Here is a 26,586-nt window from a genome sequence, read left to right on the forward strand (position 1 = left end):
GCTCGGAGCGTGAAACGCTCCAGAAAATATCGCTGATTGACGTGAACTACTCGGAATGAGGTGTTAATTTCCTCACGCCGGGCACGCTACGGACGCCTTGGAGGAGGTGTCAAGAGGTCCGCCGCCATCAATTGAAAGGATTCAGCCCAGCGGTGGCGCAGCGCAGGGCAGCCTGACTGCGACGGATGTCAGAATGGGCGCTGTGCCTGAGACGACCCGTGCCCTGTTGAGTGGCCAGGAGACGGCCTGGAAACTCATCCTGGATCACCCGTTCGTGGCGCAGACCTCGGCGGGCACGCTGCCTCGCACGGCCTTCGATCGCTGGCTGGTCGAGGACTACTACTTCGTCCGGTCGTTCCGTGCGTTCCTCGCCGACCTAACCGCCATCGCGCCGGACGACCAGGCCCGGGAAGTGCTGGCCGGCGGATCGGCCGCACTCGTCCCCGAACTGGAACTGTTCGAAGCGACCGCGGCCGACCGCGGGCTGGACCTCGACGTCGAACCGTCCCTGCTCAACCTCGGCTACACCTCCTATCTGGCTGCCTCGGCGCCCGCCGGCTGGCCGCTCGGCATCACCGTCCTCTGGGCCGTCGAGAAGGCGTACTACGACGCCTGGGCCTCTGTCCGCGACACGACCGGCCCGGACACGCAGTACGCCGGGTTCATCGCGAACTGGTCGTCGCCGGAGTTCGCGGCGTACGTCGAACAGCTCGGCGCACTGGTGGATCGTGAGCAACTGAGCGCGGACCTCAGCCTCGCCTTCGACCGGGTGGTCCGCTTCGAACTGGCTTTCTGGGATCTGGTGGCCGGGTGAGGACATCGGTCCTGGCGAGCGGCATCGTCCTGCTCGCCGTTGCCGGCGCCGCCGCGGGCTACTACGGCGGCGAACTCACAGGCCCGGCCACCGTCCGCGAAGCCGCCCCGGCAGCACCGCTGAGCGCCCGGCCCACCGATCCCCCACTCCCGCGGAAGACACCCGAGCCGTCCGCGGTACCGTCGCTGACCACCGACGAGCTGGACTTCCACACCCAGAACTTCACCATCCACGACGACTCCGGCTCGCCGGTGGGCATGGCGATCAGGATCCCGCGCGGATGGCAGCTGACCCGGGATCCGAAGATGCCACGTGAGGTCAAGTTCCTCGACCCGCTCAAGGAACGAGCGGTCCGGGTCGAGTCCGCACTTCCACCACCGGCGACGTCGACCACCGACTCGATGACCCAACTGGTGGCCAACCTGAAGTCGAGTCAGCCCTACGAGAACGATCTGCGGATCCTCTCCCAGACCGACGAACAGCTCGAGGCCAACGGAGAGACCCGGACGGTCTCCACGCTGACCTACACCTACATCCCGAAGAAGACCCTCCGCTACGTGATCGTCCGCTGGATAGCAACCGACGGCGACGACAACGCGACCGTGGAGATGAGCATCACCGGCCTGCCCCAGGACGCGGCAGCCCTTCGCGCCCTGCTCCTGGAAACCTCCCGCTCGGTCCACCAGACCGGCTGAGGATCACGGTTGGGTGACAGGTCGGAGAGCGAAGCGAACCTGCGGGCGGGCTAGCGTGTCAAAGGAGCGTAGTTGGGTGGACCGGGAGGAGGGGTGATCGTGGCCGGACGTGGGATCGGGCGCGCTCTGCTCGGTTCTGGCCTGCTCGCGGTGACCGTGCTCGGGGGAGCAGGCGGTTACGGCATCGGGCTGCTGACGAGTGCAGCCTCCGAGCCCAACGGGCGCGCAGTACCGCTGGGTGCTGTGACGCCGCCGGAATCGACGCCGACACCTGCGCCGACGAGCACGCCGACGGAGACGCTGAAGCCACAAAGGACCCCGACACCGGACAACTCGGCGCCGCTGCGAGCCGACGACCTGAGCTACCAGACGCGTGAGTTCGACACCGAAGGCGTGGTGCGTTCGAGGGTCACGGTGAAGGTGCCGCGGAACTGGTGGATGACCCAACCCGATCCCAAGCGTGAGGCCCGGTTCACCGATCCCACCGCCAAGCGCTGGGTCCGGATCGAGTCCGGCTTCAGCCTGACCCGACCGCCGGCCGCCTCGATGGAGCTCCGGATCGAGGTGCTCAAGACCCAGGTCCCGGCCGACCAGCTGCTCACGATCCACAGCCAGAAGGTCGACCCGTCGGGCCGGACCGCCACGCTGTCGTACAGCTACCTACCCGCCGGAGCGACAACGCTCCGGTACGTCTTCGTCCGCTGGGCCGCCCTGGACGCGAGTGGCAAAGTCGCCGTGGAGATGAGCTCGACCGGGCTGCGGCAGGACGCGGACGCTTTGCTCGACGTGCTTGATCACGCGACCGACAGCGTTACCCGGAAGGACTCGCCGCTTTAGTTGCCCTCGGCCAACAACTTCAGGTCGGTGAGCGCGGCCCGGCCGGCTGGGGTGAGGTCGATGGCGCGGTGACGAGGGCGGCGGGTGATCCACTCGCGGTCGAAGAGGGCGTTCGCGAGGGATGCTCCGAGGCGGCCGGCCAGGTGGTGTTTCTGTTCGCTCCAATCGACACAGAACCGCAACAAACGGCGCGACGGGCTGCCTGTCGACAGGTCGACGCCGAGTTCACCAAAGATCTCGGGCGCAGCCGGGCCGAGCTCGTACGGGCCGTCCGGCAATTGCTGAGCCAGGGGGTCGTCCGGTCGCCGCGCCGCGCCGGAGCAGCCATCAGTTCGGAGGAGCGCCTCCCGGCGTACGAGGCCTTCCAGGAGGGCGACTCCTAGTCTCCCGGCGACGTGGTCGTAGCAGGTGCGGGCTTCGCGGAGCGCTGCGGCTCTGGTGCTCTGCTTCAGCGACTTGATCGGCTCTGGGCGGGCGATGCGGGCTACGGCTTCCACTGCGGCTGCAACCTCGGGACCGGCGAGGCGGTAGTACCTGTGCCGGCCAGAGGTCTCCACTGTGAGCAGTCCTCCGTCCAGCAGCTTGCGGAGGTGTGCGCTGATCGTCTGCGCTGACACGCCTGCCTCCGTTGCCAACAGTGAGGCAGGCAGCGCTCTCCCGTCGGCCAAAGCCACCAGTACCTTGGCTCTGGCCGGCTCAGCGAGCAGTGTTGCGGCTGCCGCCACATCCGCGTCTCCGGCTCGTTCCATACCTCCATGGTTCCACCGACACGCTTCGATGCGCCCCGAAGTGTTAGCGGTACAGACTGGAAACATGTTGCTCGCAGTGCTTTGTGTCGGAATCTTCCTGGTGCAACTGGACGTCACCGTCGTCAATGTGGCGTTGCCCGCGCTCCGGATCGGACTCCACGCCAGCCTCGCCGGCCAGCAGTGGGTGGTCAGCGGCTACATGATCACTCTCGCCGCCCTCCTCCTCGTCTGCGGCGCCGCTGGTGACCGGATCGGCCATCGCAAGGTGGTGCTGACCGGACTCAGCGTCTTCGGTCTGGCATCGCTGGGCTGCGGTGTCGCACCCAGCATCGAGCTACTGGTAGCTGCACGAGCACTTCAGGGCATAGGCGCTGCCCTCTTGCTGCCCGGCACTCTCGCCGTCATCACCGACCTGTACTCCGACGGCGCCGCTCGTGCCCGGGCTGTCGGGATCTGGGCCGGTGCCGGTGCCCTCGCTCTGCCATCGGGTCCGATCCTTGGCGGCTTGCTGGTCAGTACGTTCGGCTGGCGCGCTGTGTTCCTGATCAACCTGCCACTCATCGGAGCCGCCATTCCCCTCGCCGTACGGCTTGTTCCGGCTCGGTCGCCGAGTGCTCCGTCGGCTCGGTCGCGGCTGGCCCTGAACCGGGCCTTTGTCGGCAGCAACGTGATCGCCGGCCTGATGAACCTCGTCGGGCTCGGGACGATCCTCGTGATGACGCTCTACCTGCAGGAGCGACTCGGCCACGGCGCTCTGCGGGCCGGGCTGGAGTTGCTGCCCTTGTTCGTGCCGCTCGCGGTACTAGGGCCGGTCAGCGGGCGTATCACCGCGCGTCTCGGGCCGCGGCTGCCGATGACGGCCGGGCTACTCCTCGGGGCAGCAGGATCTGCTTGCCTGCTACTGGTGCGGCCCACCAGCGCGTACGCCGCCGTCGTACCGGTCGAGCTCGGCCTCGGCCTGGGGATGGGGTGCCTCACCGCCGCGGTCGTCAGCGCGGCGATCGCCTCGCTGCCGGCCGATCGCGCCGGCTTCGCGAGTGGGGTGAACAACACCGCACGGCAGGCTGTCGGGGCGCTCGGAATCGCCTTGTACGGCGCGGTTGTGGGCAGCCCGGCAACCCGCCCGGGCTTCGTGCGCGGGCTGCATCAACTCGCGTGGATCGGTGCCGGGCTGTGGTTGGCCGCGGCGCTACTCACCTGGCTGACGATCTCGTCAGCGCGGCCAGATGGTCCGGAACACGACAGAACGCAGCCGGTAGAACCGGCGACGTCCGGACTGGAGCAGAGCGGGTGACGGCCGGAGCCGTTCGACGTCAATCCTCACGAGTTCCCATCACCGGCGTAGGAGATCGAATTGGCAATCTCGAGTGCGCGGGCCTGATCGGCGGCTGACACCTGCACCTGAACGAGCAGGGAGTAACCGCCGAAGGTCGCGACTCGCTGGAGCAGCATATTGCCGCCCGGGCAGCCGGTCGAGATCCTGTCCACGGCGTCGTAGCCGTTGATACTGCTCTTGGTGAGCTCGTTGTCGCTGTTGCAGCCGTACTGCGCTCCGCCGGCCAGCTTCTTGTCCGCATCGGTTGCCTGCGGCATCACTCCGACGAACAGGCCGCGGGTGGAGGTTCCGGGCGCGGTCCAGTTGTCGTCCCGGCTGACCCGGAAGGCCGGGCGATCGGTCGGGCTGCCGGGCGGACGCCAGTTGCCCTGGACCACGAAGCCGGCCAGTTCCTTGGGCACCTTGGCGGTGAAACTCCCTTGGCTGACGGGGACGACGCGACGCGGTTCGTAGTACCGCTCGGCGAAGAAACCTGCGCCACCGCCGAGGATCAGCGCGAGCAAGGCGGCAACGACCCATCGGCCACGCCGCCGCTTCTTCGGTGCGGCGGTCGCACTGGCTGGCTCGACGCCTTGGCTGCCGAGAAGAGCAACATGCGCCGCGGCATCCGCACCGGCACCGGACAAGGACAAGGTGCTCTTACCGGAGTCGTTGCCATCGCTTTCGTCGTCGGTGTCGATTGGTGCTTCGACGCCGGCTGGCGCGGTGTCGTCGGTGGGTTTGATCACCGTTGGTGCGTTCGAGTCGCTCAGGGCGGTGGTCTCGCCGGCTGGGTCGATCGTCGCGGTCTCGGCGTCAGCCGTTGCCAGCCCGGTCTTCACCTCGGCGACGGCGGCTGCAGCCGTCGCGGGCTTGACCTGGGTGACGAAGTGCTGGGTGGTCTCGTCGAGGGCTCCGACGAGTTCGCGGGTGAAGGTGGCGACGTCCGGCCAGCGCTTCTCCCGGTCCGGATCGAGCGCGCGCACGATCGCAGCGTCCACCCGGTCCGGTACGGCGAACCCCAGCGAGCTCGGCGGCGGCGGCGCCTGCACCCGCCCGGCCGCGCCCAGACCGTCGACCTGATGTGGCGAGCGGCCGGTCAACGCGGCATACGCGACCGCGCCGAGCGAATACTGATCGGCCCGCTGGTCGAGTCGGTCTCCCATCGCCTGCTCGGGCGCGACGTACGACGGCGTACCGCCGGGCATCGTGATTCTCGACACCTCGTCCAGCGATTTGCCCAGGCCGAGGTCGGACAGGACCGCCCGGTCCCCCTCGTCGGTACTGCGGAAGAGCACGTTGGCGGGCTTCACATCGCGATGCAGCAACCCGCGCCGGTGCAGCGCCTGCAGCCCGCGACCCACCTGGACGATGACGCCGACGGCCGCGTCCAGGGCGAGCGGCTCCTTCTTCAACCGGTCGGCGAGCGTGCCGCGGTCGGCGTACGTGAGCACCAGGAACGGCCGGCCGTCCTCCAGTTCGCCCACATCGTGGACCTGGACGACGTGCTCGGACTCCACCCGGCGCAGGAACCGGCCCTCCTCGAGGAACCGGCGGCGGACCGAATCGTCGTGCGCCCAGTTGTCGGCCAGCACCTTGACCGCGACCTCGGCGTCGAGTTGCTCGTCGTACGCGAGCCACACGGTGGCGAAACCGCCTGAGCCCAGGCGTCGGCGCACGACGTACCGGCCTAGTCTGGATGGGACCCCCATACAAGGCATTATGGAGTACTCGGAGTCCCACGCCCGGGGGACCGCTGACAACGAAGGCGCAGATGAGCGAAAGCAGCAGCCCGACCGACGAGCTGGCCGTCCTGGCCGAGCGTGCCGCCGGCGGTGACAAGAACGCGATGGACGACCTGTTGCGGCAGGTCCATCCCCGCGTGCTGCGGATCTGCCGCAGTGTGCTGCCGTACTCCGCCGACGCCGAGGACGCCGCTCAGGAGGCGCTGCTCAACATCGCCACCAAGATCCACACGTACTCCGGCCGCAGCAGCTTCTCGACCTGGGTGCACTCCGTCGCGGCGAACTCGGCCCGCTCGACGTACCGCAAGCTCAAGCGCACCGCCCAGGCGGCCCACAACCCCGAGCAGATGGAGAAGCCGGACCCGCGGACGACCAGCGTCATCGCCGGCACTCGCCTCGACCTGCTCGAAGCCCTGGAAACCCTCGAGCGCGACCGCCCGCAGATGGTCACTCCGCTCGTACTGCGCGACGTCTACGGCCTCTCGTACGAAGAGATCGCCGCCGAAGTCGGAGCCCCGCTCGGCACCATCAAGTCCCGCATCCACGACGCCCGCGAGGTAGTCCGCCCCCTTCTGCGCCCGAAGGACTGACCGCTCCGCCCTGACCTGGTGTGACCGTACTCTCACGGCATGGCCGGGCCGAGACGTCTACTGCACAACGGGGACTATCTCCGGTTGATGAGTGGGCAGAGCATCAGCTCGCTCGGTACGGCGATGAGTTCGTTCGTGTTCACCCTGCTGGGCATGGCGATCACCGGGTCGCCGGTTCAGGCGGGACTGGTCGGTACTGCGGCTGCGCTCGGCGGCACGCTGGTCTCGCTGCCGGCGGGAGCTCTGGTCGACCGGCTCAACCGCCGGAAGGTACTCGTCAGCTGTGGTCTCGTCGGCACCGTGCTCTACGGCTCGGTCGCGGTCGCGGGCTGGCTCGACCGGCTGACGATCGCGCATCTCCTCGTCGTCGCTTTCGGTAGTGGTGCCGCCAACTCCTTCTTCATGCCGGCCCAGAACGCCGCACTCCGCAAGATCGTCGAACCGGAAGACCTCGGTACTGCGATGGCCGCCAACGAGGGCCGGCAGCACGTCGCCGGGCTGCTCGGCGCACCGCTGGGTGGAGCGCTCTACTCGGTCAGCCGGGTGCTGCCGATCGCCTTCGACGCCGTGTCCTACCTGTTCATGACCGTCATGCTGATGACGATCCGGCGCCGGCTGCCGGCACCCCGGCCCGACGGGGACAAGCACGAGCCGATGCTGCGGGCGATCCGGACCGGGCTCAAGTGGGTCGTCCGTCAACCGGCCATCCGGGCGATGGCGGCGTCCGCGACGCTGATCAACTTCGCCGCCGGTGGGGCGCTGTTGGTGCTGATCCTCAATCTGCAACGCAGAGGTGTGCACGCCTCGACAATCGGCTTGCTGGAGACCGGCATCGGCATCGGCGGCGTCCTGGGTGCGATCGCGGCACCGAGGCTGCTTCGCCGGTTCCGGACCGGGAGGCTCGGGATCGTGGCGGCCTGGATCATCACGCTGGCGTTCGCCACGACCGCATTCCTCACTCGCCCGGTGATCCTGATCGTTCTGCTGGCCGGCGCGATCTTTCTGGTCCCCGCCTTCAACTCGGGGCTGTTCGGCTATCAGGTGATGATCACGCCCGATGGCATGCAGGGACGGGCCCAGAGTGCGATCGGTTTCCTGGCCAATGCCACGACCCCCCTCGCCCCCGCACTCGGCGGGATCCTGCTGGCCCATGCCGGTGCCCGCGCCGCGCTGCTCGTGTTCAGCGGGATCATGACGCTGTCGGCCGTCATGCTCACGCTCAGCGGTCCGATCCGTGCGATCCCGCTACTGTCCGAGGCAGCCGCGTCCCAGGCCGGCTGAACCGGTCCCGCCGTACGACGAGCCGTCGCGGACGGCGTACGGAGTTCGGGGGCTCCCCTTGCGGCGTTCGGTGTGCTCAGATGGGTCCATGAAGAAGCTCATCAACGACCCTGCCGATGTTGTGAGTGAAGCGCTGCTGGGGATGGAGGCCGCGCACCCTGATCGCCTGCGGGTGGATCACCAGAACCGGATCGTCTACCGCAAGGAAGCGCCGAGAGCCGGGAAGGTCGGGCTGATCTCGGGTGGCGGGTCGGGGCACGAGCCGATGCACGGCGGGTTCGTCGGGCTCGGGATGCTCGATGCCGCGTGTGCGGGTGAGGTGTTCACCTCGCCGGTACCGGACCAGATGATGGCCGCGACGAAGGCGGTGGACGCGGGCGCCGGCGTACTGCACATCGTGAAGAACTACACCGGCGACGTGATGAACTTCGAGATGGCCGCCGAACTGGCCGCCGCCGACGCGGGCACCGAAGTACTGTCCGTGGTCACCAACGACGACGTCGCCGTCCAGGACAGCCTCTACACGGCCGGTCGGCGCGGTGTCGGCGTGACCGTGCTGCTGGAGAAGATCGTCGGCGCGGCCGCCGAGGAGGGCCGCCCGTTGCAGGAGGTCGCCGACCTCGCCAGGCGCGTGAACGACAACGGCCGCAGCATGGGTATGGCGCTCACCTCGTGCACGGTGCCGGCCGCGGGCAAGCCCACGTTCGAGCTGGCCGAGAACGAGATGGAGGTCGGCATCGGCATCCACGGCGAGCCCGGCCGGCAACGGTTGCCGCTGGCATCGGCCAAGGAGGTCGCGGCGATGCTGGTCGACCCCGTCCTCGGCGATCTGCCTTACAGCAAAGGCGATTCGGTCATCGCGTTCGTGAACGGGATGGGCGGTACGCCGTTGATCGAGCTCTACCTGATGTACAACGAGGTGCACCAACTGCTGGATCGCGCCGGCATCACGGTCGCCCGCTCACTGGTCGGCAACTACATCACCTCCCTGGAAATGGCCGGCTGCTCGGTCACCCTCCTCAAGGTGGACGACGAACTGATACGCCTCTGGGACGCCCCAGTGAACACCCCCGGCCTACGCTGGGGCGCGTGAGCATGGGTGTGGAGGACTTCGCGAACTGGTTGCGAGATTCGGCTCGGGTGTTGCACGAGAATGCGGGGTATCTGACTGAGCTCGATTCCGCGATCGGGGATGCGGATCATGGCAGCAACATGGATCGTGGGTTCGCGGCGATCGTTGCCGTGCTCGACGAGACGAGCTTCTCCGCCGTGGACGAGTTGCTGAAGAAGGCCGGGATGACGCTGGTCAGCAAGGTCGGCGGCGCGAGCGGGCCGTTGTACGGAACGTTCTTCCTCCGCTTCGGGACCGCGCTGGCCGGTGCGGAGATCACGCCGGCCTCGATCGGCGAGGCGCTGAAGGCCGGCGTCGGCGGGATCCTTGCCCGCGGCAAGGCCGAACTCGGCGACAAGACCATGTACGACGCCTGGGCGCCGGCCCTGGAGGCGTACGACGCGGCCGTCGCGGGCGGCTCGGATCTCGCTGGGGCACTCGCGGCGGCAGCCGAGGCGGCGGCGAAGGGCCGGGACGCGACGACTCCGCTGGTCGCCCGGAAGGGCCGCGCGAGTTATCTCGGTGAGCGCAGCGTGGGCCACCAGGATCCCGGCGCGACCAGCACCACCCTGTTGCTGGAGTCGGCCGCTCGCACGCTGGCATGATGCTCGCTGACATCCGCCGTCCCGGCCCGCGCCTCGCCGAGGGCCTGATCATCCGGAGGGCCGAGGGTCCTGCCCCACGAGCGCTGCGGCGTTCAGGGGGCGACTGGTGATCGGGATCGTGGTGGTCTCGCACAGTCGCGCGTTGGCCGAGGCCGCAGTCGGACTGGCGTCCGAGATGGTTGCCGAGGGCGACCGTCCGGTGATCGAGATCGCGGCTGGACTGGACGAGACCACCTTCGGGACGGACGCGGCCGCCGTTGCCGAGGCGATCGGCGCGGCGGACAGCACGGACGGCGTACTGGTGTTACTGGATCTGGGCAGCGCGGTGCTGAGTGCCGAAATGGCCTTGGAATTCGTGGATCCGGAAGTCGCTGAGCGGGTCAAGCTGTCGAGCGCTCCGCTGGTCGAGGGACTGGTCGCGGCGGTGGTGACGGCTTCGACGGGAGCACCGCTGGACACCGTACTGGAAGAAGCTTCGCGAGGGCTGGCCGGGAAGCAGGATCATCTCGGGGACGGCCCTGCGGCCACACAGCAAGTGGTTGCTTCTGACAACTTCATTGATATTGCCGTCGGCAACGAACATGGGCTGCACGCCCGGCCGGCGGCGAAGGTGGTGGGGCTGGCTCGACGGTTCGATGCCAGGGTCAGCTTGACGAACCTGACGACCGGGCGCGGGCCGGTCGACGCGGGCAGTCTGAGCATGGTCGCGACACTCAACGCGCAACAAGGCCATCGGCTGCGGGTCGGGGCAAGCGGTCCGGAGGCGCAGGAAGCGCTGACTGCGATCAGCGCCTTGGCTGAGCGCGACTTCGACGATGCACCGGCTGCACAACCATCGGTCGGCACTAGCAACAGCAAGAGCGGGTCGGGCCTGGACGTGGCGATCGGGCCGGCCATCGTGGCCGATCGGGACGTCGACCTCCGTGGATATCGAGCAGGTGGAAACGAGCAGGAGCGCGCACAGGACGCGCGCCGAGCAGCGGAAGAGCAACTGCAGACGCTGAGAGAGCGTACGGCGGAGAACGTCGGCGCCGCCGAAGCCGCAATCTTCGATGCCCAGTTGGCGTTGCTGGACGACTCAGTCGTGCTCGATTCCGTGGCAGAGAACATCGGCAGAGGCGAGAACGCGCCGCAGGCCTGGAAGTCTGCCCTCGACGCACTGGCGTCGACCTTCGAAGGGCTCGACGACCCGTATCAGCGCGAGCGCGCGCAGGATGTCCGGAGCGTCCTCGATCGCGTACTACGGGCGCTGGTCGGCGCAGCCGAGCCGGTCACGGCCGACGCGGGTGTGCTCGTAGTACGGGAGCTGGATGCTGCTACCGCGGCTGCCATCGATGCCGAGCGAATCACCGGGATCGCTGTCCGGGCGGCCGGGACGACCGGGCACGGCGTGATCGTGGCCCGGTCCCGCGGAATCCCTTTGATCACTGGGATCGGCGAGGTCGACGTACCGTCCGGCACCCTGGTCGGCTTCGACGCGCGCGCCGGGTCGTTCGTGGTCGAACCGGACGCAAATGTTTTCCGTACTGCGATCCGCGAGCGGACCGCTGAGCGAGAGGCCGCCCTGGCTGAGGCGGAACAGCCCGCGGTGACCGTGGACGGACAGACGATCCAGGTGTTCGCCAATGTGGGGTCGGTGCAGGACGCGACGGACGCACGTGGTGCCGACGGATCCGGTCTGGTGCGGACGGAGGTGCTGTTCGGGGATCGCCGAGTGGCGCCGACCGTCGAGGAGCAGGTCGAGGCGTTCCGGGCGATCGCGGCCGCGTTCGGCGGGAAGCCGATCACGATCCGCACCTGGGACATCGGCGGCGACAAGCCGTTACCGTTCCTTGCCCAGGGCAAGGAAGCGAATCCGTTCCTGGGCGAGCGCGGGATCCGGGTGTTCCGGCGGCGTCCCGAACTCCTGCGCGACCAGCTCAAGGCGATCTGTCAGGTGGCGCTCGAAACGCCGGTCCAACTGATGTTCCCGATGGTGACGACCGCCGAGGAAGTCGCCTGGGCGCTGGCCGAACTGGCCGACATCGGCTCGTCCGGCTGGGGCGTGAAGGTCGGCATCATGGTCGAGGTCCCGGCCGCCGCGCTGCGCATCTCGTCGCTGGCCGAGGGCCTGGATTTCGTCAGCATCGGCACCAACGACCTCACGCAGTACACAACCGCCGCCGATCGCGGCAACAGCGCCGTCGCTCCGCTGGCCGACGGGCTCGACCCGGCTGTGCTCCAACTCATCGACCGGGTCGTGCGAGAGGTGCCCACCGGCGTCGAGGTGGCGGTCTGTGGCGACCTGGCGAGCGATCCGGATGCTGCGGTTCTCCTTGCAGGGTTGGGAATCCGGGAGCTCAGCGCCGTCGGCCCACAGGTCCCGGTGATCAAGTCCCGCCTGCGCCGGACCGACCTCACCGAGGCCGCGAAGACCGCAGCGCAGGCGCTCACCCTCCCCAGCGCCACCGCAGTCCGCGAACTCCTCGCCGAATAGGCGGATCTGGGGAGCCCTACCCACCGCCCCGGGTATGCGGCGCTCCCCAGTCCAGGTCGGCGGGGGGAGGGAGGGGGCAGGGGGGAGGCGGGCTTAGGTGGAGTAGTAGCGGAGTTCCACGAGGTTGAAGCCCGGGGCCTGGCTCGTCTTGGTCGGCAGCGTGTGGGATTCGCCCGGGTTGAGGTACGTGACAGTGGGCGAATCCAGATCGAGGTCCACCACGAGAGCCGGGTAGGCGCCGGTGCGCCAGGTGAGGCTTTCGCCGGCGCCGGGGGTGACGTGCTGGACCCGGACGTCCGCCTCGTCGACGACGGTCTTCGCCGAAATCTCGCCGGCTTCGGTGAAGCCGCTCTCCTGGGCGACGCCGGGCGCGACGTCGTACGGCGTACCACTGGCCTCTTCGCCGAGGTCGAGCAGTTCGACGAGCCGGTTGAGGTACGGCGAGTCGCCGTCGTTCGTGAGCATGTGAACCGGGGACACCGGGCGATAGACCGAGCCGCCGATGGTCTCACTGAGCTGCCGGGCGGGACTGCCGTCGAGCCAGTCCATGTGGCAGGGCGACGTGGCGAGGCAGAGTACGACGTACGGGTTGTGGTGCAGGTGCCACGCCTGTGCCTCGCCGGGCCCGAGCGAGACCTCCCAGACACGGACACGGGAGTTCTCCAGCAGGGCCCGGGTGCCGATCTCCCCCAGCACGACCTCGGTGCCGTCGGGTGCCTGGACGGTGGTGCCTGCGGTCATCGTGCGTCTCCGATCTGATCGACTGAACGTTCCATCGCGACACCACCGAGGACAACGCCGTCCGGCATGGTCAGCTCGGCGGCCTCGACCTCGGTGAAACCGAAAGACTTGTACAGCGGTACGCCGGGAAGCGTGGCCATCAACGCGAGCCGGGTGAAACCCTCGGCGCGGGCGGCGTCCACGCACGAGGTGAGGATCGCCCGGCCGAGTCCACGCCGGGTCCAGTCGGAGCGGACGAACATCGCCCGGATCCGGGCCGGCTCGGTCGCCGGGTCGAGCAGCCGCTCGTCGGCACCCGCGGTGGAGCCGTTGAAGAGTTTGTTGCGCCGGCTCCAGCCACCGCACGCGACGATCTCGCCGTCGGCCTCGTGCACGTAGTACGTGCCGTCCTCGATCAGCGCGAGATCGAGGACCGCGACGTGGGCGATGGCGCTGGCGACCTGGCGGGCGTCGTAGTACGCACCGAACAGCTCGGCCACCGAGGCGCGCATCAGTTCTGCGACGGCGGGTGCGTCGGCCGGCTCGGCAAGACGTTGTGCGGCGATCACCCGGCCAGGCTATTTCAGCCCCGATCCACGCCCACGAGCAGGCCCTGAGCGGCAGGGACCTCGGGTGGGGTGAAATGAGCGGCGCGGGTGGCGGACATGTGGAGGGTATGACCGAGATTTCGACCAGGGCCCGGCCGGGGCCGGTTAGTGAGGCGGGCGTGCGGCACGAACCCAGGGCGAGGTTCGAGCAGTTCTTCGCGGCCAACCGCGAGGCGGTGCTCGGCTACCTGCTCCGCCGGACGGCGAACCGGCACGACGCCGCCGACCTGCTCGCTGACACCTTCCTGGTCGCCTGGCGGCGGCTCGACGACGTACCGCCCGGCGACCAGACCAGACCATGGCTGTACGGCGTGGCGCGGCGAGCGCTGGCCAACCATCGCCGAGGCGAAGGCCGCCGGCACGCCCTGGCGGACCGGCTCCGCAGCGAACTGACCGAGCAGCTCGAGCCGCAACCGATGGCGGACAACAGTCCAGCGGCCATCGCCTTCCGCGCGCTGTCCGAGCAGGACCAGGAGCTGCTGTCGCTGGTCGCCTGGGAAGAACTCGACACCGCGCAGATCGCGACTGCGCTCGGCATCACGCGCAACGCCGTACGGATCAGGCTGCATCGGGCGAGGAAGCGGTTCGCCAGGTCGCTGACCGCTGCTCGGCCCCGGACCGTCCTCAGAGAAGAGGCTTCGCATGAAGACGCATGACCTCGACGCCGTGACCCGCGGCCTCGGCCCTTCCCCCAGCACGCAGATCACCGAGTCCGCGTGGACCGAGCTGTCGGACGGCATCACCGCAACGATGCAGGACGCGCCGGCCCCAGTACGCCGTACGCCGGCTCGCCCCCGTCTCCTGCTCGCGGCCGCCGGCCTGCTGCTCATCGGCGGAGTGGTCGCCGCGACGGTGGCGAACCGTCTCGGCCAGGATCTCCCGCAGGCGCTGTCCGTCGCCGACCGCGGTACGTCGCTGACCGTCCGGGTCGTCGATCAGGACGCCGACCCCAAGGCGTACAACCAGCAGTTCAAGAAGCTCGGGCTCGACATCAAGGTGCGGATGGTCGGCGTCTCCCCGTCCAACGTCGGCAACTATGCGACGTTCCTCTACAACACCGGCAGTGACGGCAGCGAGCTGCACCTGCTCAAGCCTGGCGAGAACTGCCCGGCGACCCTGAACGCGAGCGATCCGGGCTGCCAGTACGGCGTCGAGGTGAGCAAGTCGTTCAAGGGCCATGCCGAGATCGAGTTCGGCCGGGCTGCGAAGCCCGGTGAGATCTACCGGGCCTCACCGGCCGAGGCCAACGCTCCTGGCGAGGAGCTGGCGGGTGTGTCGTACCGCAACCAGCGAGTGGCCGACGTACAAAAGCTGCTCGCCACGCACGGCCTGTCCGTCGAGTCGTACTTCAATTCGAAGACCGAGCTGGTCAACGGCGTCAACACTGCCAAGGAGGTCGACCCGGTGCCGGCCGACTGGTACGTCCACAGCATCCAGCCGCATTCGCCGGGCAAGGTGATGCTCTGGATCGGCCCGGAGCCGGAGAAGTAGCGGGTCAGCGGCGGCGGTCGGGGGCGCTGCGGGCCCGGGTGCCGTTGCGGGCCCAGCGCCAGGTGGCGAGGACCCAGACGGTGGACGGGATGCCGAAGATCGCGGCCGCCACCTCACGGCCGAAGAGCAGGAAGACCAGTCCGGCCAGCATGAACGGGAGCGCAAGCCAGACCGTGGCGATGAAGGCGGCCCAGCGCCAGCGGCCGGGTTTGCGTGGCTCGCGCAGGTACAGCTGCGGGACCGGCAGTCCTTCGAAGACAGCCACCAGGTCGCCATGGGTGACGGCCATGTGCAGCAGGTCGAGCCGCTGGTCCAGTTCGCGGACGTCGAGCCGGCCGACCGCGAACTGCTCGGCCAGATCGTCCGAGCAGATCCGGCGCTCCTGATCGGTCAGCCGGACCGCCTGCACCTTCCGGCGCGCCGCCGCCTCCCGGGCCTCCCGCCCGGCCGCAGCCGCCATCCCGGTCAGATTCACCAGATTCGGCTTCGCCTTCTCGGCCATCCACTCTCCCCACTCGCCTCCCTTCGAGTGTGCCAGACGCCTGGTCGACGCTCAGCCGGTCAGCCGCTCGCGGAGACGGTCCAGCTGCTCGAAGGTGAGGCCGCTCGCGGTGAGGTAGCCGGCGACATCGGTGGAGCCGAGGAACGCCACCATCGCCAGACACGCGTCCGCGCAGTACAGGTCGAGGGCGCCTTCGTTCAGCGGCTCCGGTGCGGTCTCGTTGGCCGCGCGGAGGTCGAGTTCGTAATCGTCCAGGATGTCCGCGACCGGCGTACCCGCGAGGGTCTGCAGCATCGCGGCGATCATCGAGGTGCGGTCCCCGAAGACCAGTACCTCGCCGGGCTCAGCATCCGCGATCCGCGCGAAGACCGACGTGACCGGACCGGGCGAGCGCCGCAGCGCCTCCCCGTAGTACGCCGGTCCATCGGATCCCTCGTCGGGCGCCTCGACCCCGGTGACTCCGGCAGCGATCAACTGCTCCCGTACTGCGTCACTCGGCGGCCCAGATCGGTAGACCTGGCCGCCGAGCTGACGTGCACCTTCCCAATCCACTCGATCAGCCGAGGGCGGCCGGGAGGGTGGCAGTCCAGGTCTCACGGAGTTCGGACAGCGAGACCTCGAACTGGTCCTGGACGTCGAGGGACTCGCCGGTGACGACGCCGATCTTGGTGTGCGGGAAGCGGCGCGCGGTGCACATGTCGGTGAACCGCACCTCCTCGGTGCGCGGTACGGCGACGACCGCGCGGCCGGCCGACTCGGCGAACAGGAAGAGGAACGGGTCGAGGCCGTCCGGCGCCCACACCCGCGCGCCGACGCCACCGCGGAGGGCGGACTCGACCAGCACCTGGGCGACACCGCCGTCGCTGACGTCGTGGGCCGCGTCGATCAGGCCGTCGCGGGACGCGTTGATCAGGATGTCCGCGAGCTGTGCCTCGGCGGCCAGGTCCACCGCCGGCGGGCGACCGCCCAGGTGGCCGTGGATGACATGCGCCCACTCCGACCCGGACAGCTCTTCCTCGGTCTCCCCGAGCAGGTAGAGCTGGTGGCCCTCCATGTCGGCGGTGAAGCCGATCGGCGTACGGCGGGTCACGTCGTCGATGACTCCGAGCACACCGACGACCGGCGTCGGCAGGATCGGGGTCTCGCCGGTCTGGTTGTAGAACGACACGTTGCCACCGGTGACTGGGATGCCCAGCTCGATGCAGCCGTCGACCAGGCCGCGGATGGCCTCGGAGAACTGCCACATCACGCCCGGGTCCTCCGGCGAACCGAAGTTGAGGCAGTCGGTCACCGCTGCTGGGCGGGCACCCGTGGTGGCGACATTGCGGTAGGACTCTGCCAACGCGAGCTTGGCACCCGTGTACGGGTCGAGCTTGGCGAAGCGGCCGTTGCAGTCGGTGGAGACCGCGACACCGAGGCCGCTGGTCTCGTCGACCCGGATCATCCCGCTGTCCTCGGGCTGCGAGAGCACCGAGTTGCCGAGCACGTACCGGTCGTACTGGTCGGTGACCCAGGACTTGTCGCACAGGTTCGGCGAGGCGATCAGCTTCAGCAGGGTGTCCCGGAGCTCCGCACCGGTGGTTGCCCGCGGCAACTTCTCGGCGCCGTCGGCCTGCAGGGCGTCCATCCAGTCCGGCCGCGCGTACGGGCGCTCGTAGACCGGACCCTCGTGCGCGACGGTCCGCGGCGGTACGTCGACCACTCGCTCGCCGTGCCAGTCGATCTGCAGCCGGCCGGTGTCGGTGACCTCACCGATCACGTCCGCCTGGACGTCCCACTTCTCGCAGATCTTCAGGAACTGCTCGACGTTCTCCGGCGTGACGACCGCCATCATCCGCTCCTGCGACTCGCTCATCAGAATCTCTTCCGGAGCAAGCGAGGCGTCCCGCAGCGGCACCTTGTCGAGCGAGACGAACATGCCGCCGTCACCCGCGCTGGCCAGCTCCGACGTCGCACAGGACAGGCCTGCGCCACCGAGGTCCTGGATGCCCTCGACGATCCGGGCCGCGAACAGCTCGAGCGTGCACTCGATCAGCAGCTTCTCCATGAACGGGTCGCCGACCTGGACGGCGGGGCGCTTCGTCGGCCCACCTTCGGCGAAGGTCTCACTCGCCAGCACCGAGACACCGCCGATGCCGTCGCCGCCGGTCTTCGCGCCGTACAGGATGATCTGGTTGCCGATGCCGGTCGCGTTCGCCAGGTGCAGGTCCTCGTGCCGCATCACGCCGACGCAGAGCGCGTTGACCAGCGGGTTGCCCAGGTACGTCGCGTCGAAGACGACCTCGCCGCCGATGTTCGGCAGGCCGAGGCTGTTGCCGTAGCCGCCGACACCGGACACGATCCCCGGCAGGACGCGCTTGGTGTCCGGCGCGTCCAGCGGCCCGAACCGCAGCGGGTCCATCACCGCGACCGGGCGGGCACCCATCGCGAGGATGTCGCGGACGATGCCGCCGACCCCGGTCGCCGCGCCCTGGTACGGCTCGACGTACGACGGGTGGTTGTGCGACTCGACCTTGAACGTGACGGCGTAGCCCTCACCGATGTCGATCACGCCGGCGTTCTCGCCGATCCCGGCCAGCATCTTGCCGGCCGGGGTCTCCTGCGGGATGTCGCCGAACTTCTTGAGGTGCACCTTGGACGACTTGTACGAGCAGTGCTCGCTCCACATCACCGAGTACATCGCCAGCTCGCAGCTGGTCGGCCGCCGGTCCAGGATGTCGCGGATCCGCTGGTACTCGTCCGGCTTCAGCCCGAGCTCCGCCCACGGCTGCTCCACGTCCGGCGTACTGGTCGCGTTACTGACGGTGTCGGTCGACACTTGATGACTCCTGAACTAGGTGGGACTCGGGTGAAACGGTAGCTGCCATCAGGTGAGCTACGAGCAGGGGAAGGGTGAAACCGGCCATGATCGCGGGCAGTGCAACCCCGGCGTCGTTGAGCAACATGCCGACCAGGCCGCAGGTCGACAGGGCGAGCAGGGTCGGCCGGATCATCGGCCGGCTGACGTAGTACCGGCGGTAGGTCTCGAACGGGACCTTGTCCGGCCGGACGGTCGCGATCATCGCCAGCACGACGCCGGCGAGCATGAACCAGCCCGCAGGAGTGTGGAAGAACGCCAGCGACATCTGCAGCTTGCGGATCAGCACATCGCCCACGTCACCGTCGAGCAGTCGCGCTACGAAGGTGCCGAAGTGGCTGCGCTGGTCCTCGGGTCGCAGGTAGTCGAGGAAGGCGACCGCTGACACCGCGAGCACTCCTGCGACGCCGATACCGATCAGAGCCTTCAGTGAGATGCTGCCGCGCCACGTGAGCCAGGCCAGCAGCAGTACTGCGGGTGTCAACGCGATGATGCCGCCGAAGTCGGTTCCCCAGCCCGGCTTGCCGTCCACGATGATCGCCAGGCCGCCGATGAGCAGTACTGCGAGCGCAGCCTGCACCCTGCTTCGCTCCAGCAGCTTCTGCGCCACCCAGCCCGCAGTCACGAGCGCAGCGACAGCCAGCGTCGCGAAGGTGGAGTTCCCGAAGCCGTAGAAGCGCCCGCCGATCACAGGCCCGTCCGCGAACATACTGCCGAACTGCAGCGGAGTCCCCAGCACCCCGTCGACCAGCAAGATCACGTACGCGGCCAACAGGATCCCCAGTCCGGCGTACTGCTTCAAGAACACCTTCGCGACTCCGGCGAACAACGCGCTGATGCCCAACACCACGCAGTACAAGGAGAAACCGGGCGACGGCCACCGCCACCAGACAGTTGCCGTGGACAAGAACACCGCGATGAAGAACCCGCCCTGCGCCAGCATGGTGAACTCACTCGTACTACGTGCCCGCCGGCTCCTGGTGATCAGGAACCAGCCGAGTGCCGCCAACTGCGCCACCAGCAACGTCATCACGACCGCGATCAACACCGGCCGTGGATGCTCGAACCGCTCGTTCGTATCCAGCCGGTCCTCGATCACCGCGGCCGCGTCGGTGTGCTTGTCACCGGCGGCCGTGATCTCGTTGCCGTCGAGGGGACCAGGCTGCTCCTCTCCGGCGGGGTCCAGTTCCTTCGCCTGGCCGCGGAGGATCGTCGCGGTCACGTCGGTGAGCTGGATCAGACCGGGCCTGCGAGTGGAGTCGCTGGTCAGCCAGCGCGCCCCGTCGGCCGGTGGCAGCTGCAGGGCGACCAGCGGCTCCTGGTGCGCGATGGCGATCTCCTGGCCGATGCCGACGAGCAGCACCCACGCGTCCGGCGCGGCAGCCTCGGCCTGCTTCACCAACTCGGCGACGCGCTTGCGCGCTTCCTCGCGTCCCTCGCGCAGCGGCATCGCTCCGGCATCGATGATCGCGTCGCCACAGCTGCCCAGCTTGGTCAGGTCGACGCCGGGCCGCCAATCGCCCACCGTCCCGTCGGCCCGCGCGACCGCGATCGCGGCGCCTGGCCCGAAACCGCAGACTCCCTGGCGACTCTCGGCCAGCCGGCCCAGCGGAGCGCCGGTGTGGTGCTCCGCCTGGCGGTCCACATACGTCTGCCAGTCGGAGATCTTGCCGCCTGCAACCGTCGGCAGTTCGCCGCAATCGTCGTCGGGAACACTCCCCCAGGCCCGGGTGCCGGCGCTGATCGTCAGCCAGCCGTCGACCGGACAGGTGTGCGGGCCGGCCGTCTTCACGGTGATCGAGCCGACGTTCGACTGATCGACGAGCGCGGTCAGGTCGGCGGACGCCTTGACGTCGTACCAGGTCAGCCCGGCGGCGCCGATCACGATCACCTTCGCCGGCAGCGCCCGCTCAGCCGTCGGCGGCGCGGCGTACGCAGTACCGGCTGAAGCTGCCGCGAAGAGGGCGAGACCGAGCGCTAGCGTCCGAAGGAACGTGGGGCAGGCCCTGCGGTTCTTCGGACGCAAGCGATGGTTCATCAGGAGGAGACGACGGCCTTGAGAACCGAGGTGAAGAAGCCGAGGCCGTCCGTGCTCGGACCGGTCAGGGTCTCGACGCAGTGCTCCGGGTGCGGCATCAGGCCGACCACGTTGCCGCGCTCGTTGCTGATCCCGGCGATGTCGCGGTACGACCCGTTCGGGTTCTCGTCGAGGTAGCGCGCGACCACCAGGCCCTCGCCCTCGAGCCGGTCCAGGGTGGCCTCGTCGGCGACGAAGGAGCCGTCCTGGTTCTTCAGCACGATGGTGATCTCGTGGTTCGCGTCGTAGTCGCTGGTCCAGGCGGTGCGGTTGTTCTCGATCCGCAGCGGCTGGTCCTTGCAGATGAACTTGCGGTGGTGGTTCTTGATCAGCGCGCCGGGCAGCAGGTGCGACTCGCAGAGCACCTGGAAGCCGTTGCAGATCCCGAGCACCGGCAGTCCCTCGCCCGCCTTCTTGATGATGGTCTCCATCACCGGGGCGAACCGCGAGATCGCGCCGGCGCGCAGATAGTCGCCGTACGAGAAGCCGCCGGGCAGGACCACCGCGTCGACCCCGTGCAGGTCGGCGTCGCCGTGCCAGAGCGCGACCGCCTCGGCACCGGCGACCGCGGCCGCCCGGCGGGCGTCGACGTCGTCGAGCGAGCCCGGGAAGGTGACGACTCCGATCTTCACCGGTCGTCCTCGACGTGCAGGGTGTAGTCCTCGATCACCGGGTTGGCCAGCAGCGTGTCCGCTGCCTTGCGGATCTCGGCGACCTTCTCCTCGGTCGCCTCACCGTCCAGGGTGATCTCGAACCGCTTGCCCTGACGGACATCGGCCACGCCGTCGAAGCCGAGCCGGCCGAACGCACCGTGCACCGCCTTGCCCTGCGGGTCGAGAATCTCGGGCTTGAGCATGACGTCCACGACAACGCGGGCCACTGACACTCCTGGTTTCGATGCGGCGCTGACGGGCTGAATCCTACCGACCGCCGCCTCGGACTCCCGCATCGGCGACTATTCACTGAGTACATACATCGTGTGTATAGTCGCCGTCATGGCAACTGCTGAGCTCGTTCTGGGACTGCTGCACCGGGGTCCCGCCCACGGGTACGACGTGAAGCGCGGGCACGACGCCTGGTTCCCGGACAGCCGGCCGCTCGCGTTCGGCCAGGTGTACACGACGCTGTCCCGGCTCGAGCGCGACGGACTCGTGGAGGTGGTCGAACGTGGCTCGGAGGGTGGCCCCGAACGCACCGTCTACGGGCTGACCGACAAGGGCCGCGCGCATCTGGCCGACTGGCTGTCCGAGCCGATCCAGCCCGCCCTGGGCGCGGTCGACGAGATGGTCCGCAAGGTGGTCGCGACCATCCACACCGGTGAGGACGCGACCGCGTTCCTGGCCCGGCAGCGATCCAGCCACCTGCGCCGGATCCGGGAACTGCGGGCCGCGTCGGCCGACGCCGACGACGACACCCCGGCCCGGCTGGTGCGAGATTTCGTCGCCGTCCACCTGGACGCCGACCTGCGCTGGCTCGACGGCGCGATGGACCGAATCACCGAGCTGAAGGAGACCCGTCGATGACCGACCTCGCCCTGGAGCTGCTCCGGGTGGAGTATGCCTACCGCCGCGACGTGGCCTTGCGCGGTGTCTCGCTCAAGGTCGAGCCTGGTGAGGTCGTGGCGATCACCGGACCGAGCGGCTGCGGCAAGTCGACTCTGCTGCACTGCGCCGCCGGCATCCTCCGTCCACAAGCGGGCACTGTCCAACTGGTCGGGCAGAACCTGGCGGACCTTTCCGAAGCGAACCGCACGCGGCTACGACGCACGCAAGCGGGCGTGGTCCTGCAGTTCGGGCAGTTGGTGCCTGACCTCACTCTGATCGACAACGTCGCGCTGCCTTTGCTGTTGGAGGGTCACGACCGGCAGAGGGCCCGGCGAGCTGCGACCGAGTGGCTGGACCGGGTCGGCGTCGGAGATGACGCCAGTGCGGTGCCAGGCGAGTTGTCAGGCGGGCAGAACCAGCGGGCGGCCGTGGCGAGGGCGCTGGTGACCGGACCGGCGATCGTGTTCGCCGACGAGCCCACCGGCAGCCTGGACAGCCTCGCGGGCGAGCAGATGATGGAGCTGCTGCTCGCCTCGGTCCGGACCGGTGGAGCCGCCTTGGTGCTGGTCACCCACGACAACATGATCGCCGCGTACGCCGACCGCGAAGTCCGCCTGCGCGACGGCGTCGTACAGCACGAAGTGGCACTCTCTTGAACCTCGCCACCCTCTTCGCACTGGCCCGCCCACGCTCCGCCACCGATCGCACCCGCTTCCGCTTGCTGGCGGCCACCATCGCCATCGCCGGCGCGTTCCTGCTGGCGGCGTGGCGCATCAAGCGCCTCGGCCTCGGTGACTACTACGTCTCGGCCAAGTACAGCGACTACATCCAAGAGTCCGGCATCCGCAGCGGCGTCGTCTTTGCTGCCGTCCTGCTATCCCTGGCCTCCTGCTTGCTCGCGTTCCAGGCGTTGAAGCTCGGTACTGCGGCGCGCGATCGCCGGCTGGCCGCGTTCCGCCTGGCCGGCGCGACGCCGAACCAGGTCCGTGGTCTCGGCGCGGTCGACGCCGGGCTCGCCGGTCTCATCGGCGGTCTCCTCGCCGGTCCGCTGTATCTCCTGCTGACGCTGGCGATCCAGGCCCTGCCCCGGACGGCCCGGATGCTGCCACCCGCCAACTCGGTGGACCTGGCGACCTGGCCGATCGTGGTCGTCGTACTGACTGCCGCTGCGGCTGCAGTCGGTGCTCTGCTCGGGCGCGGTGTGATCTCGGAACCACGAGAGAGGCCGGCAAAGGCCCCTCGCGTCACCCGGGCGGCCGTTGTCGGCGCCGTCGGGATCGGACTCGTGCTGGTGAGTCACCTCATCAGGGAGCAGTACAGCGCAGCCCTGGTCCCACTGGGACTGGGTCTGGTCCTGGTTTGCCTCGCGAGCCCCACATTGCTGATCGCCTGGCAGGGCAACCTGCTGGAGCGATCGAGCGACCCACTGAAGGTGCTGGCCGGAGGACGTCTGCTGCGCACAGCGCGTCCGCACGGACGAACCCTTGCTCTGCTGGTTCTGTGCGGCGCGGCAGTCGGCTTCGTGGCCGCCATGGCGGTCGACCTGCTCCGGTCCAAGAACTTGTACGACGTTGGTTTCCACGTACCCGGGCTGGTGTTCGCGGCGGGCGCCGCTGTGTTCACGGCACTGATCGCGGGCGTCTCTCTGCTCGCCGGGACGGCCGACGACCTGTTGGACCAGCGTCGCCAGTTGGCCGCTCTGAACGTCCTCGGTGTCGGAGAGGCGCAGCTGCGCACCTCCGTGCGCTACCAGCTGGCGGCGAGCATCACCTGGGCCGCTGCCTCCGGCCTCCTGATCGGCGGCCTGCTGTTCGCGGATCTCTCGGCGCGCGAGATTCGCCCGCCCGATCAAACCATCGGACTGCTGGTGACCGTTGGCGTGACCTTTGTGGGCGGTGCGCTGGCCTGGCTGATCGCGGACGCTGCCGCCTTCCTGCTGCGCGGACATCTGCATGACGCGGTGGCCCCGGAGAACCTGCGGTCGACCTGAGCGGTGGTGCTGAGTTCACCCTGGGGTAGTGCTGGCCTCCCTGATCGGGAAGCTATCTCCGCATAACCTCTAGGCATGTGGGTCTGGCAACTGGCGCTGGCGGTGGGCTTCGGGATCGGGTCCGCCGTCATCCCCGTGATGAACGCGGAGGCGTACGTCGTGGTCGGCGGCGGCTCCGGCGCGCTGGACCCGGTGGTCGCCGCGATCGGTGTCTCGGTCGGCCAGACGCTGGGCAAGGTGGCGATGTTCCTCGCGGTCCGCTACCGGCCCGGGTACGCCAAGAAGGTGGCCAAGGAGCCGAAGCCGGTCAACCTCGACACCCGGCGCGGCCGGTTCGTCCAGTGGAACCGCGACGTCAGCAAACGACTGCTCGACGCCATGAGCGACCGCCGATGGGGCATCCCGGTCACGTTGCTCAGCGCATCGGTCGGCATCCCGCCCCTGTACGGCGTGGCGCTGATCGGCGGGGCCAGCCGGATGGGTGTGCTCACCTTCGGCCTCTCGACCCTGGTCGGCAGGCTGGCCCGCTTCGTCACCCTCGCGCTGGGCGTCGGCCTGTTCTAGCTGGTGAACGTACGGCCGGTGAGCCGCTCGTAGGCGTCGATGTACGCCGAACGGGTGCGCTCGATCACCTCGTCGGACAGCGGCGGCGGGGCCTCCCCCGAGTGCCGGTCCCAGCCCGACTCGAACTGCAGCCAGTCGCGCACGATCTGCTTGTCGTACGACGGCTGCTGGCGGCCCGGCTGCCACTGGTCCGCCGGCCAGAACCGGCTGGAGTCCGGCGTCAGCACCTCGTCGGCGAGCACGATCGTGCCGTCCGCGCGGGCGCCGAACTCGAACTTGGTGTCGGCCAGGATGATCCCGCACTGCTCGGCGCGGTCGTGCGCCTCGCGGTAGAGATCGAGGGTCAGCTTCCGCAAGGTGTCGGCCGTCTCCGCGCCGACGGTGGCCACCACGGCGTCGTACGAGACGTTCTCGTCGTGCTCGCCGAGGTCGGCCTTGGTGGCCGGGGTGAAGATCGGTTCGTCGAGTCGCGAGCCCTCGACCAGGCCGGCGCCCAGCGGGATGCCACAGACCTCGCCGGTCGCGTTGTAGTCGAGCAGGCCCGAACCGCTCAGGTAGCCGCGGGCGACACACTCGACCGGGAACATCTCGAGCTTCTCGCAGACCACCGCACGGCCGGCGACCTCGGCCGGTACGTCGGTCGAGATGATGTGGTTCGGCACGCCGAGCTGCTCGAACCACCACAGGCTCATCGCGGTGAGCACCTTGCCCTTGTCCGGGATCGGCGTGGACAAGATCCAGTCGAACGCGCTCATCCGGTCGCTCGCGACCATCAGCAGGTCGCCGGACTCCAGCTCGTACAGGTCCCGGACCTTGCCGGAATGGAGATGCTTCGCACCGGGAATCTCGACGGCCTGCGGGAGTGTGGTCACGTGCGCGATTGTTCCACCCGGGCTCGCTTCCCCCGCAAGGAGGCCGCCAGACCGGCCAGCCCGAGCAGCCCGTCCCGTGCCGTGCAGAGCACCCCGTTGTCCACCTGACCGAGGCGGCCGACCGCCCGCGAGCGCTTGACCAGCTTGGTCGTGACGGGTCGCCGCTCGGCGTCGTACCGGCTCACTGCGGCGTCCAGATCCGGGGCTTCGCGCAGGTGCCGGGCGAGGGCGCCGGCGTCCTCGATAGCCGAGCAGGCGCCGCGGCCGAGGTTCGGGGTCATCGCGTGGGCCGCGTCACCGAGCAGGACGACGCGGCCGTCGACGAAGGGGGCCAGTGGCGTCGGCAGGTCGTACAGGTCGTTCTGCAGGACCTCCTGGGTGCCCGCGAGGAGGGCCGGAATCGGGTCGTGCCAGTCGCCGAACGCCTCGATGACATCGCCCCGTGGACCGCCCGGTCCAGCGGGCTGTCCGGCGGGCCGGTTCAGCGTCGCGTACCAGTAGATCCGCCCGTCGATCAGCTTCGCGAACCCGAACCGCCGTCCCCGCCCCCACGTCTCCCCGCCGCCGTCGGCCGTATCGACCGCAGCGATCCCCCGGTACGCCGTATACCCGGCGTACCGCGGCCGGCTGTCTCGCAGGATGCTCCGGATCCCGTCCGCCCCCACCACCAGCTCGGCCTCGAGCTTTCCGTACTGCGTAGTCACGGTCGCCCCGGTCTCGTCCTGGTTCACCGCCGTGACGGTGGTTCCGGTGCGGATCGTGACCGCCGGGCCGAGCCGGTCGGTGATCAACTCGTGGAGGCGCGCGCGGTGGATCATCACCGGCAGCTCCAACCCCAGGTCGGTCGCTTCGACCACCCACTTCCCGTTCGGGCGGCGCATCCCCGCCGGGTCGCCGAGCACCGCGACCTTCTGCACTCCGGTCACCCCGAGCTCCTCCAGCACCGCGACAGCGCCCGGCCAGACGGAGATCCCCGCGCCGACCTCGCCCAACGCGGCCGCCCGCTCGAGCACCGTGACCTGCCAGCCGCACTGCTCCAGCGCGACGGCCGCCGTGACCCCACCGATCCCCGCTCCCACCACGATCGCTGTCCTCATGATCGAGACTCTACACCTGTAGAGTCACCGTGGGTAGACTTCCGCC

Annotated in this window: 27 protein-coding genes and 1 pseudogene; 16 read left to right on the forward strand and 12 right to left on the reverse strand. The window is 69.0% G+C overall.

Going from position 1 to position 26,586, the window contains the following annotated elements; translation table 11 throughout:
• Positions 1–202: 202 nt before the first annotated feature.
• From DIZ26_RS33090 to DIZ26_RS33100, 3 genes are all read left to right on the forward strand, one after another.
• Positions 203–814 (forward strand): thiaminase II/PqqC family protein, encoded by a 612-nt coding sequence (locus tag DIZ26_RS33090; RefSeq protein WP_232828772.1) that lies wholly within the window; start codon positions 203–205, stop codon positions 812–814.
• Entirely contained in the window at positions 811–1,509 is a 699-nt protein-coding gene (locus DIZ26_RS33095) for a hypothetical protein (protein ID WP_112248481.1), read from the forward strand. The genes DIZ26_RS33090 and DIZ26_RS33095 overlap by 4 nt, the downstream gene beginning before the upstream one ends.
• A gap of 99 nt (positions 1,510–1,608) precedes the next feature.
• Positions 1,609–2,346: a hypothetical protein gene (locus DIZ26_RS33100; protein WP_157979885.1), complete on the forward strand. Its 738-nt coding sequence runs from the start codon at positions 1,609–1,611 to the stop codon at positions 2,344–2,346.
• Here the strand turns inward: DIZ26_RS33100 and DIZ26_RS33105 are convergent.
• Positions 2,343–3,095: an ArsR/SmtB family transcription factor gene (locus DIZ26_RS33105; RefSeq protein WP_112248483.1), complete on the reverse strand. Its 753-nt coding sequence runs from the start codon at positions 3,093–3,095 to the stop codon at positions 2,343–2,345. The genes DIZ26_RS33100 and DIZ26_RS33105 overlap by 4 nt on opposite strands.
• Before the next feature lie 64 nt (positions 3,096–3,159).
• Here DIZ26_RS33105 and DIZ26_RS33110 point away from each other — a divergent pair, with 64 nt between their 5' ends.
• Positions 3,160–4,389 (forward strand): MFS transporter, encoded by a 1,230-nt coding sequence (locus DIZ26_RS33110; RefSeq protein ID WP_198676399.1) that lies wholly within the window; start codon positions 3,160–3,162, stop codon positions 4,387–4,389.
• Between the two features lie 26 nt (positions 4,390–4,415).
• Here the strand turns inward: DIZ26_RS33110 and DIZ26_RS33115 are convergent, their stop codons facing one another.
• Positions 4,416–6,122 (reverse strand): protein kinase domain-containing protein, encoded by a 1,707-nt coding sequence (locus DIZ26_RS33115; RefSeq protein WP_112248485.1) that lies wholly within the window; start codon positions 6,120–6,122, stop codon positions 4,416–4,418.
• A gap of 62 nt (positions 6,123–6,184) precedes the next feature.
• On the opposite strand from DIZ26_RS33115, the gene DIZ26_RS33120 reads away from it, so the two are divergent.
• The 6 genes and pseudogenes from DIZ26_RS33120 to ptsP all read left to right on the forward strand — a co-directional run bounded on the left by DIZ26_RS33120 (position 6,185) and on the right by ptsP (position 12,218).
• Complete coding sequence (locus tag DIZ26_RS33120; protein ID WP_112248486.1) at positions 6,185–6,745, forward strand: RNA polymerase sigma factor; 561 nt, start codon at positions 6,185–6,187, stop codon at positions 6,743–6,745.
• 39 nt (positions 6,746–6,784) lie between these two features.
• Positions 6,785–8,026, forward strand: coding sequence for an MFS transporter (locus DIZ26_RS33125; protein ID WP_112248487.1), 1,242 nt, complete (start codon positions 6,785–6,787; stop codon positions 8,024–8,026).
• An 88-nt stretch (positions 8,027–8,114) separates the two neighbouring features.
• Positions 8,115–9,119, forward strand: coding sequence for a dihydroxyacetone kinase subunit DhaK (gene dhaK, locus DIZ26_RS33130; RefSeq protein ID WP_112248488.1), 1,005 nt, complete (start codon positions 8,115–8,117; stop codon positions 9,117–9,119).
• 2 nt (positions 9,120–9,121) lie between these two features.
• Positions 9,122–9,742: a dihydroxyacetone kinase subunit DhaL gene (dhaL, locus tag DIZ26_RS33135; RefSeq protein ID WP_112248489.1), complete on the forward strand. Its 621-nt coding sequence runs from the start codon at positions 9,122–9,124 to the stop codon at positions 9,740–9,742.
• Between the two features lie 103 nt (positions 9,743–9,845).
• Positions 9,846–10,259: pseudogene (gene dhaM, locus DIZ26_RS38720) on the forward strand (dihydroxyacetone kinase phosphoryl donor subunit DhaM); the annotation flags it as partial.
• A gap of 18 nt (positions 10,260–10,277) precedes the next feature.
• A complete protein-coding gene (gene ptsP, locus DIZ26_RS33140) occupies positions 10,278–12,218 on the forward strand; it encodes a phosphoenolpyruvate--protein phosphotransferase (RefSeq protein ID WP_332872753.1) in 1,941 nt (646 codons plus the stop codon).
• A gap of 93 nt (positions 12,219–12,311) precedes the next feature.
• Here ptsP and DIZ26_RS33145 read toward each other — a convergent pair whose 3' ends face one another.
• On the reverse strand, positions 12,312–12,959 hold the full coding sequence (locus tag DIZ26_RS33145) for a cupin domain-containing protein (RefSeq protein ID WP_112248491.1): 648 nt from the start codon (positions 12,957–12,959) through the stop codon (positions 12,312–12,314).
• Positions 12,956–13,507, reverse strand: a complete 552-nt coding sequence (locus DIZ26_RS33150; RefSeq protein WP_232828773.1) for a GNAT family N-acetyltransferase — start codon at positions 13,505–13,507, stop codon at positions 12,956–12,958. Before DIZ26_RS33150 ends, DIZ26_RS33145 begins: the two co-directional genes overlap by 4 nt.
• A gap of 107 nt (positions 13,508–13,614) precedes the next feature.
• On the opposite strand from DIZ26_RS33150, the gene DIZ26_RS33155 reads away from it, so the two are divergent.
• Positions 13,615–14,202 carry an RNA polymerase sigma factor gene (locus tag DIZ26_RS33155; protein ID WP_112248492.1) on the forward strand — a complete coding sequence of 196 codons (588 nt, stop codon included), beginning with the start codon at positions 13,615–13,617 and terminating at the stop codon, positions 14,200–14,202.
• Positions 14,189–15,037 (forward strand): hypothetical protein, encoded by an 849-nt coding sequence (locus tag DIZ26_RS33160; protein WP_112248493.1) that lies wholly within the window; start codon positions 14,189–14,191, stop codon positions 15,035–15,037. The genes DIZ26_RS33155 and DIZ26_RS33160 overlap by 14 nt, the downstream gene beginning before the upstream one ends.
• A gap of 4 nt (positions 15,038–15,041) precedes the next feature.
• Here the strand turns inward: DIZ26_RS33160 and DIZ26_RS33165 are convergent, their stop codons facing one another.
• The 6 genes from DIZ26_RS33165 to purS are packed head-to-tail and all read right to left on the reverse strand — an operon-like array spanning position 15,042 to position 21,353.
• Complete coding sequence (locus DIZ26_RS33165; protein WP_112248494.1) at positions 15,042–15,539, reverse strand: DUF1707 SHOCT-like domain-containing protein; 498 nt, start codon at positions 15,537–15,539, stop codon at positions 15,042–15,044.
• A gap of 51 nt (positions 15,540–15,590) precedes the next feature.
• Positions 15,591–16,091, reverse strand: a complete 501-nt coding sequence (locus DIZ26_RS33170; protein WP_157979886.1) for a tyrosine-protein phosphatase — start codon at positions 16,089–16,091, stop codon at positions 15,591–15,593.
• A 4-nt stretch (positions 16,092–16,095) separates the two neighbouring features.
• Positions 16,096–18,357: a phosphoribosylformylglycinamidine synthase subunit PurL gene (gene purL / locus DIZ26_RS33175; protein WP_112248496.1), complete on the reverse strand. Its 2,262-nt coding sequence runs from the start codon at positions 18,355–18,357 to the stop codon at positions 16,096–16,098.
• A complete protein-coding gene (locus DIZ26_RS33180) occupies positions 18,335–20,434 on the reverse strand; it encodes a hypothetical protein (RefSeq protein WP_232828774.1) in 2,100 nt (699 codons plus the stop codon). The genes purL and DIZ26_RS33180 overlap by 23 nt, the downstream gene beginning before the upstream one ends.
• Positions 20,434–21,105 carry a phosphoribosylformylglycinamidine synthase subunit PurQ gene (gene purQ, locus DIZ26_RS33185; RefSeq protein ID WP_112248497.1) on the reverse strand — a complete coding sequence of 224 codons (672 nt, stop codon included), beginning with the start codon at positions 21,103–21,105 and terminating at the stop codon, positions 20,434–20,436. The genes DIZ26_RS33180 and purQ overlap by 1 nt, the downstream gene beginning before the upstream one ends.
• On the reverse strand, positions 21,102–21,353 hold the full coding sequence (purS, locus tag DIZ26_RS33190; RefSeq protein WP_112248498.1) for a phosphoribosylformylglycinamidine synthase subunit PurS: 252 nt from the start codon (positions 21,351–21,353) through the stop codon (positions 21,102–21,104). The genes purQ and purS overlap by 4 nt, the downstream gene beginning before the upstream one ends.
• A gap of 115 nt (positions 21,354–21,468) precedes the next feature.
• Here purS and DIZ26_RS33195 point away from each other — a divergent pair, with 115 nt between their 5' ends.
• The 4 genes from DIZ26_RS33195 (at position 21,469) to DIZ26_RS33210 (ending at position 24,571) form a co-directional block, all read left to right on the forward strand.
• Positions 21,469–21,996, forward strand: a complete 528-nt coding sequence (locus DIZ26_RS33195; RefSeq protein ID WP_112248499.1) for a PadR family transcriptional regulator — start codon at positions 21,469–21,471, stop codon at positions 21,994–21,996.
• Entirely contained in the window at positions 21,993–22,673 is a 681-nt protein-coding gene (locus DIZ26_RS33200) for an ABC transporter ATP-binding protein (RefSeq protein ID WP_112248500.1), read from the forward strand. Before DIZ26_RS33195 ends, DIZ26_RS33200 begins: the two co-directional genes overlap by 4 nt.
• Positions 22,670–24,007, forward strand: a complete 1,338-nt coding sequence (locus DIZ26_RS33205) for an FtsX-like permease family protein (protein WP_112248501.1) — start codon at positions 22,670–22,672, stop codon at positions 24,005–24,007. The genes DIZ26_RS33200 and DIZ26_RS33205 overlap by 4 nt, the downstream gene beginning before the upstream one ends.
• A 75-nt stretch (positions 24,008–24,082) precedes the next feature.
• Entirely contained in the window at positions 24,083–24,571 is a 489-nt protein-coding gene (locus DIZ26_RS33210; protein WP_112248502.1) for a hypothetical protein, read from the forward strand.
• Here the strand turns inward: DIZ26_RS33210 and DIZ26_RS33215 are convergent.
• Positions 24,568–25,443 carry a phosphoribosylaminoimidazolesuccinocarboxamide synthase gene (locus DIZ26_RS33215; RefSeq protein ID WP_112248503.1) on the reverse strand — a complete coding sequence of 292 codons (876 nt, stop codon included), beginning with the start codon at positions 25,441–25,443 and terminating at the stop codon, positions 24,568–24,570. The two genes, DIZ26_RS33210 and DIZ26_RS33215, sit on opposite strands and share 4 nt — an antisense overlap.
• A complete protein-coding gene (locus tag DIZ26_RS33220; RefSeq protein WP_112248504.1) occupies positions 25,440–26,540 on the reverse strand; it encodes an FAD-dependent monooxygenase in 1,101 nt (366 codons plus the stop codon). Before DIZ26_RS33220 ends, DIZ26_RS33215 begins: the two co-directional genes overlap by 4 nt.
• Positions 26,541–26,586: the final 46 nt, after the last annotated feature.

The organism is Kribbella monticola, from assembly GCF_003261635.1.
Classification (GTDB): Bacteria; Actinomycetota; Actinomycetes; order Propionibacteriales; family Kribbellaceae; genus Kribbella; species Kribbella monticola.

Bases quoted from the DNA above. Each gene is read 5' to 3' on its own strand.
- DIZ26_RS33105 (WP_112248483.1), bottom strand. From the start codon at position 3,095: ATGGAACGAGCCGGAGACGCGGATGTGGCGGCAGCCGCAACACTGCTC.
- DIZ26_RS33110 (WP_198676399.1), top strand. From the start codon at position 3,160: ATGTTGCTCGCAGTGCTTTGTGTCGGAATCTTCCTGGTGCAACTGGAC.
- DIZ26_RS33115 (WP_112248485.1), bottom strand. From the start codon at position 6,122: ATGGGGGTCCCATCCAGACTAGGCCGGTACGTCGTGCGCCGACGCCTG.
- DIZ26_RS33120 (WP_112248486.1), top strand. From the start codon at position 6,185: ATGAGCGAAAGCAGCAGCCCGACCGACGAGCTGGCCGTCCTGGCCGAG.
- DIZ26_RS33125 (WP_112248487.1), top strand. From the start codon at position 6,785: ATGGCCGGGCCGAGACGTCTACTGCACAACGGGGACTATCTCCGGTTG.
- dhaK (WP_112248488.1), top strand. From the start codon at position 8,115: ATGAAGAAGCTCATCAACGACCCTGCCGATGTTGTGAGTGAAGCGCTG.
- dhaL (WP_112248489.1), top strand. From the start codon at position 9,122: ATGGGTGTGGAGGACTTCGCGAACTGGTTGCGAGATTCGGCTCGGGTG.
- DIZ26_RS33145 (WP_112248491.1), bottom strand. From the start codon at position 12,959: ATGACCGCAGGCACCACCGTCCAGGCACCCGACGGCACCGAGGTCGTG.
- DIZ26_RS33155 (WP_112248492.1), top strand. From the start codon at position 13,615: ATGACCGAGATTTCGACCAGGGCCCGGCCGGGGCCGGTTAGTGAGGCG.
- DIZ26_RS33160 (WP_112248493.1), top strand. From the start codon at position 14,189: ATGAAGACGCATGACCTCGACGCCGTGACCCGCGGCCTCGGCCCTTCC.
- DIZ26_RS33165 (WP_112248494.1), bottom strand. From the start codon at position 15,539: ATGGCCGAGAAGGCGAAGCCGAATCTGGTGAATCTGACCGGGATGGCG.
- DIZ26_RS33180 (WP_232828774.1), bottom strand. From the start codon at position 20,434: ATGAACCATCGCTTGCGTCCGAAGAACCGCAGGGCCTGCCCCACGTTC.
- DIZ26_RS33195 (WP_112248499.1), top strand. From the start codon at position 21,469: ATGGCAACTGCTGAGCTCGTTCTGGGACTGCTGCACCGGGGTCCCGCC.
- DIZ26_RS33200 (WP_112248500.1), top strand. From the start codon at position 21,993: ATGACCGACCTCGCCCTGGAGCTGCTCCGGGTGGAGTATGCCTACCGC.
- DIZ26_RS33210 (WP_112248502.1), top strand. From the start codon at position 24,083: ATGTGGGTCTGGCAACTGGCGCTGGCGGTGGGCTTCGGGATCGGGTCC.
- DIZ26_RS33220 (WP_112248504.1), bottom strand. From the start codon at position 26,540: ATGAGGACAGCGATCGTGGTGGGAGCGGGGATCGGTGGGGTCACGGCG.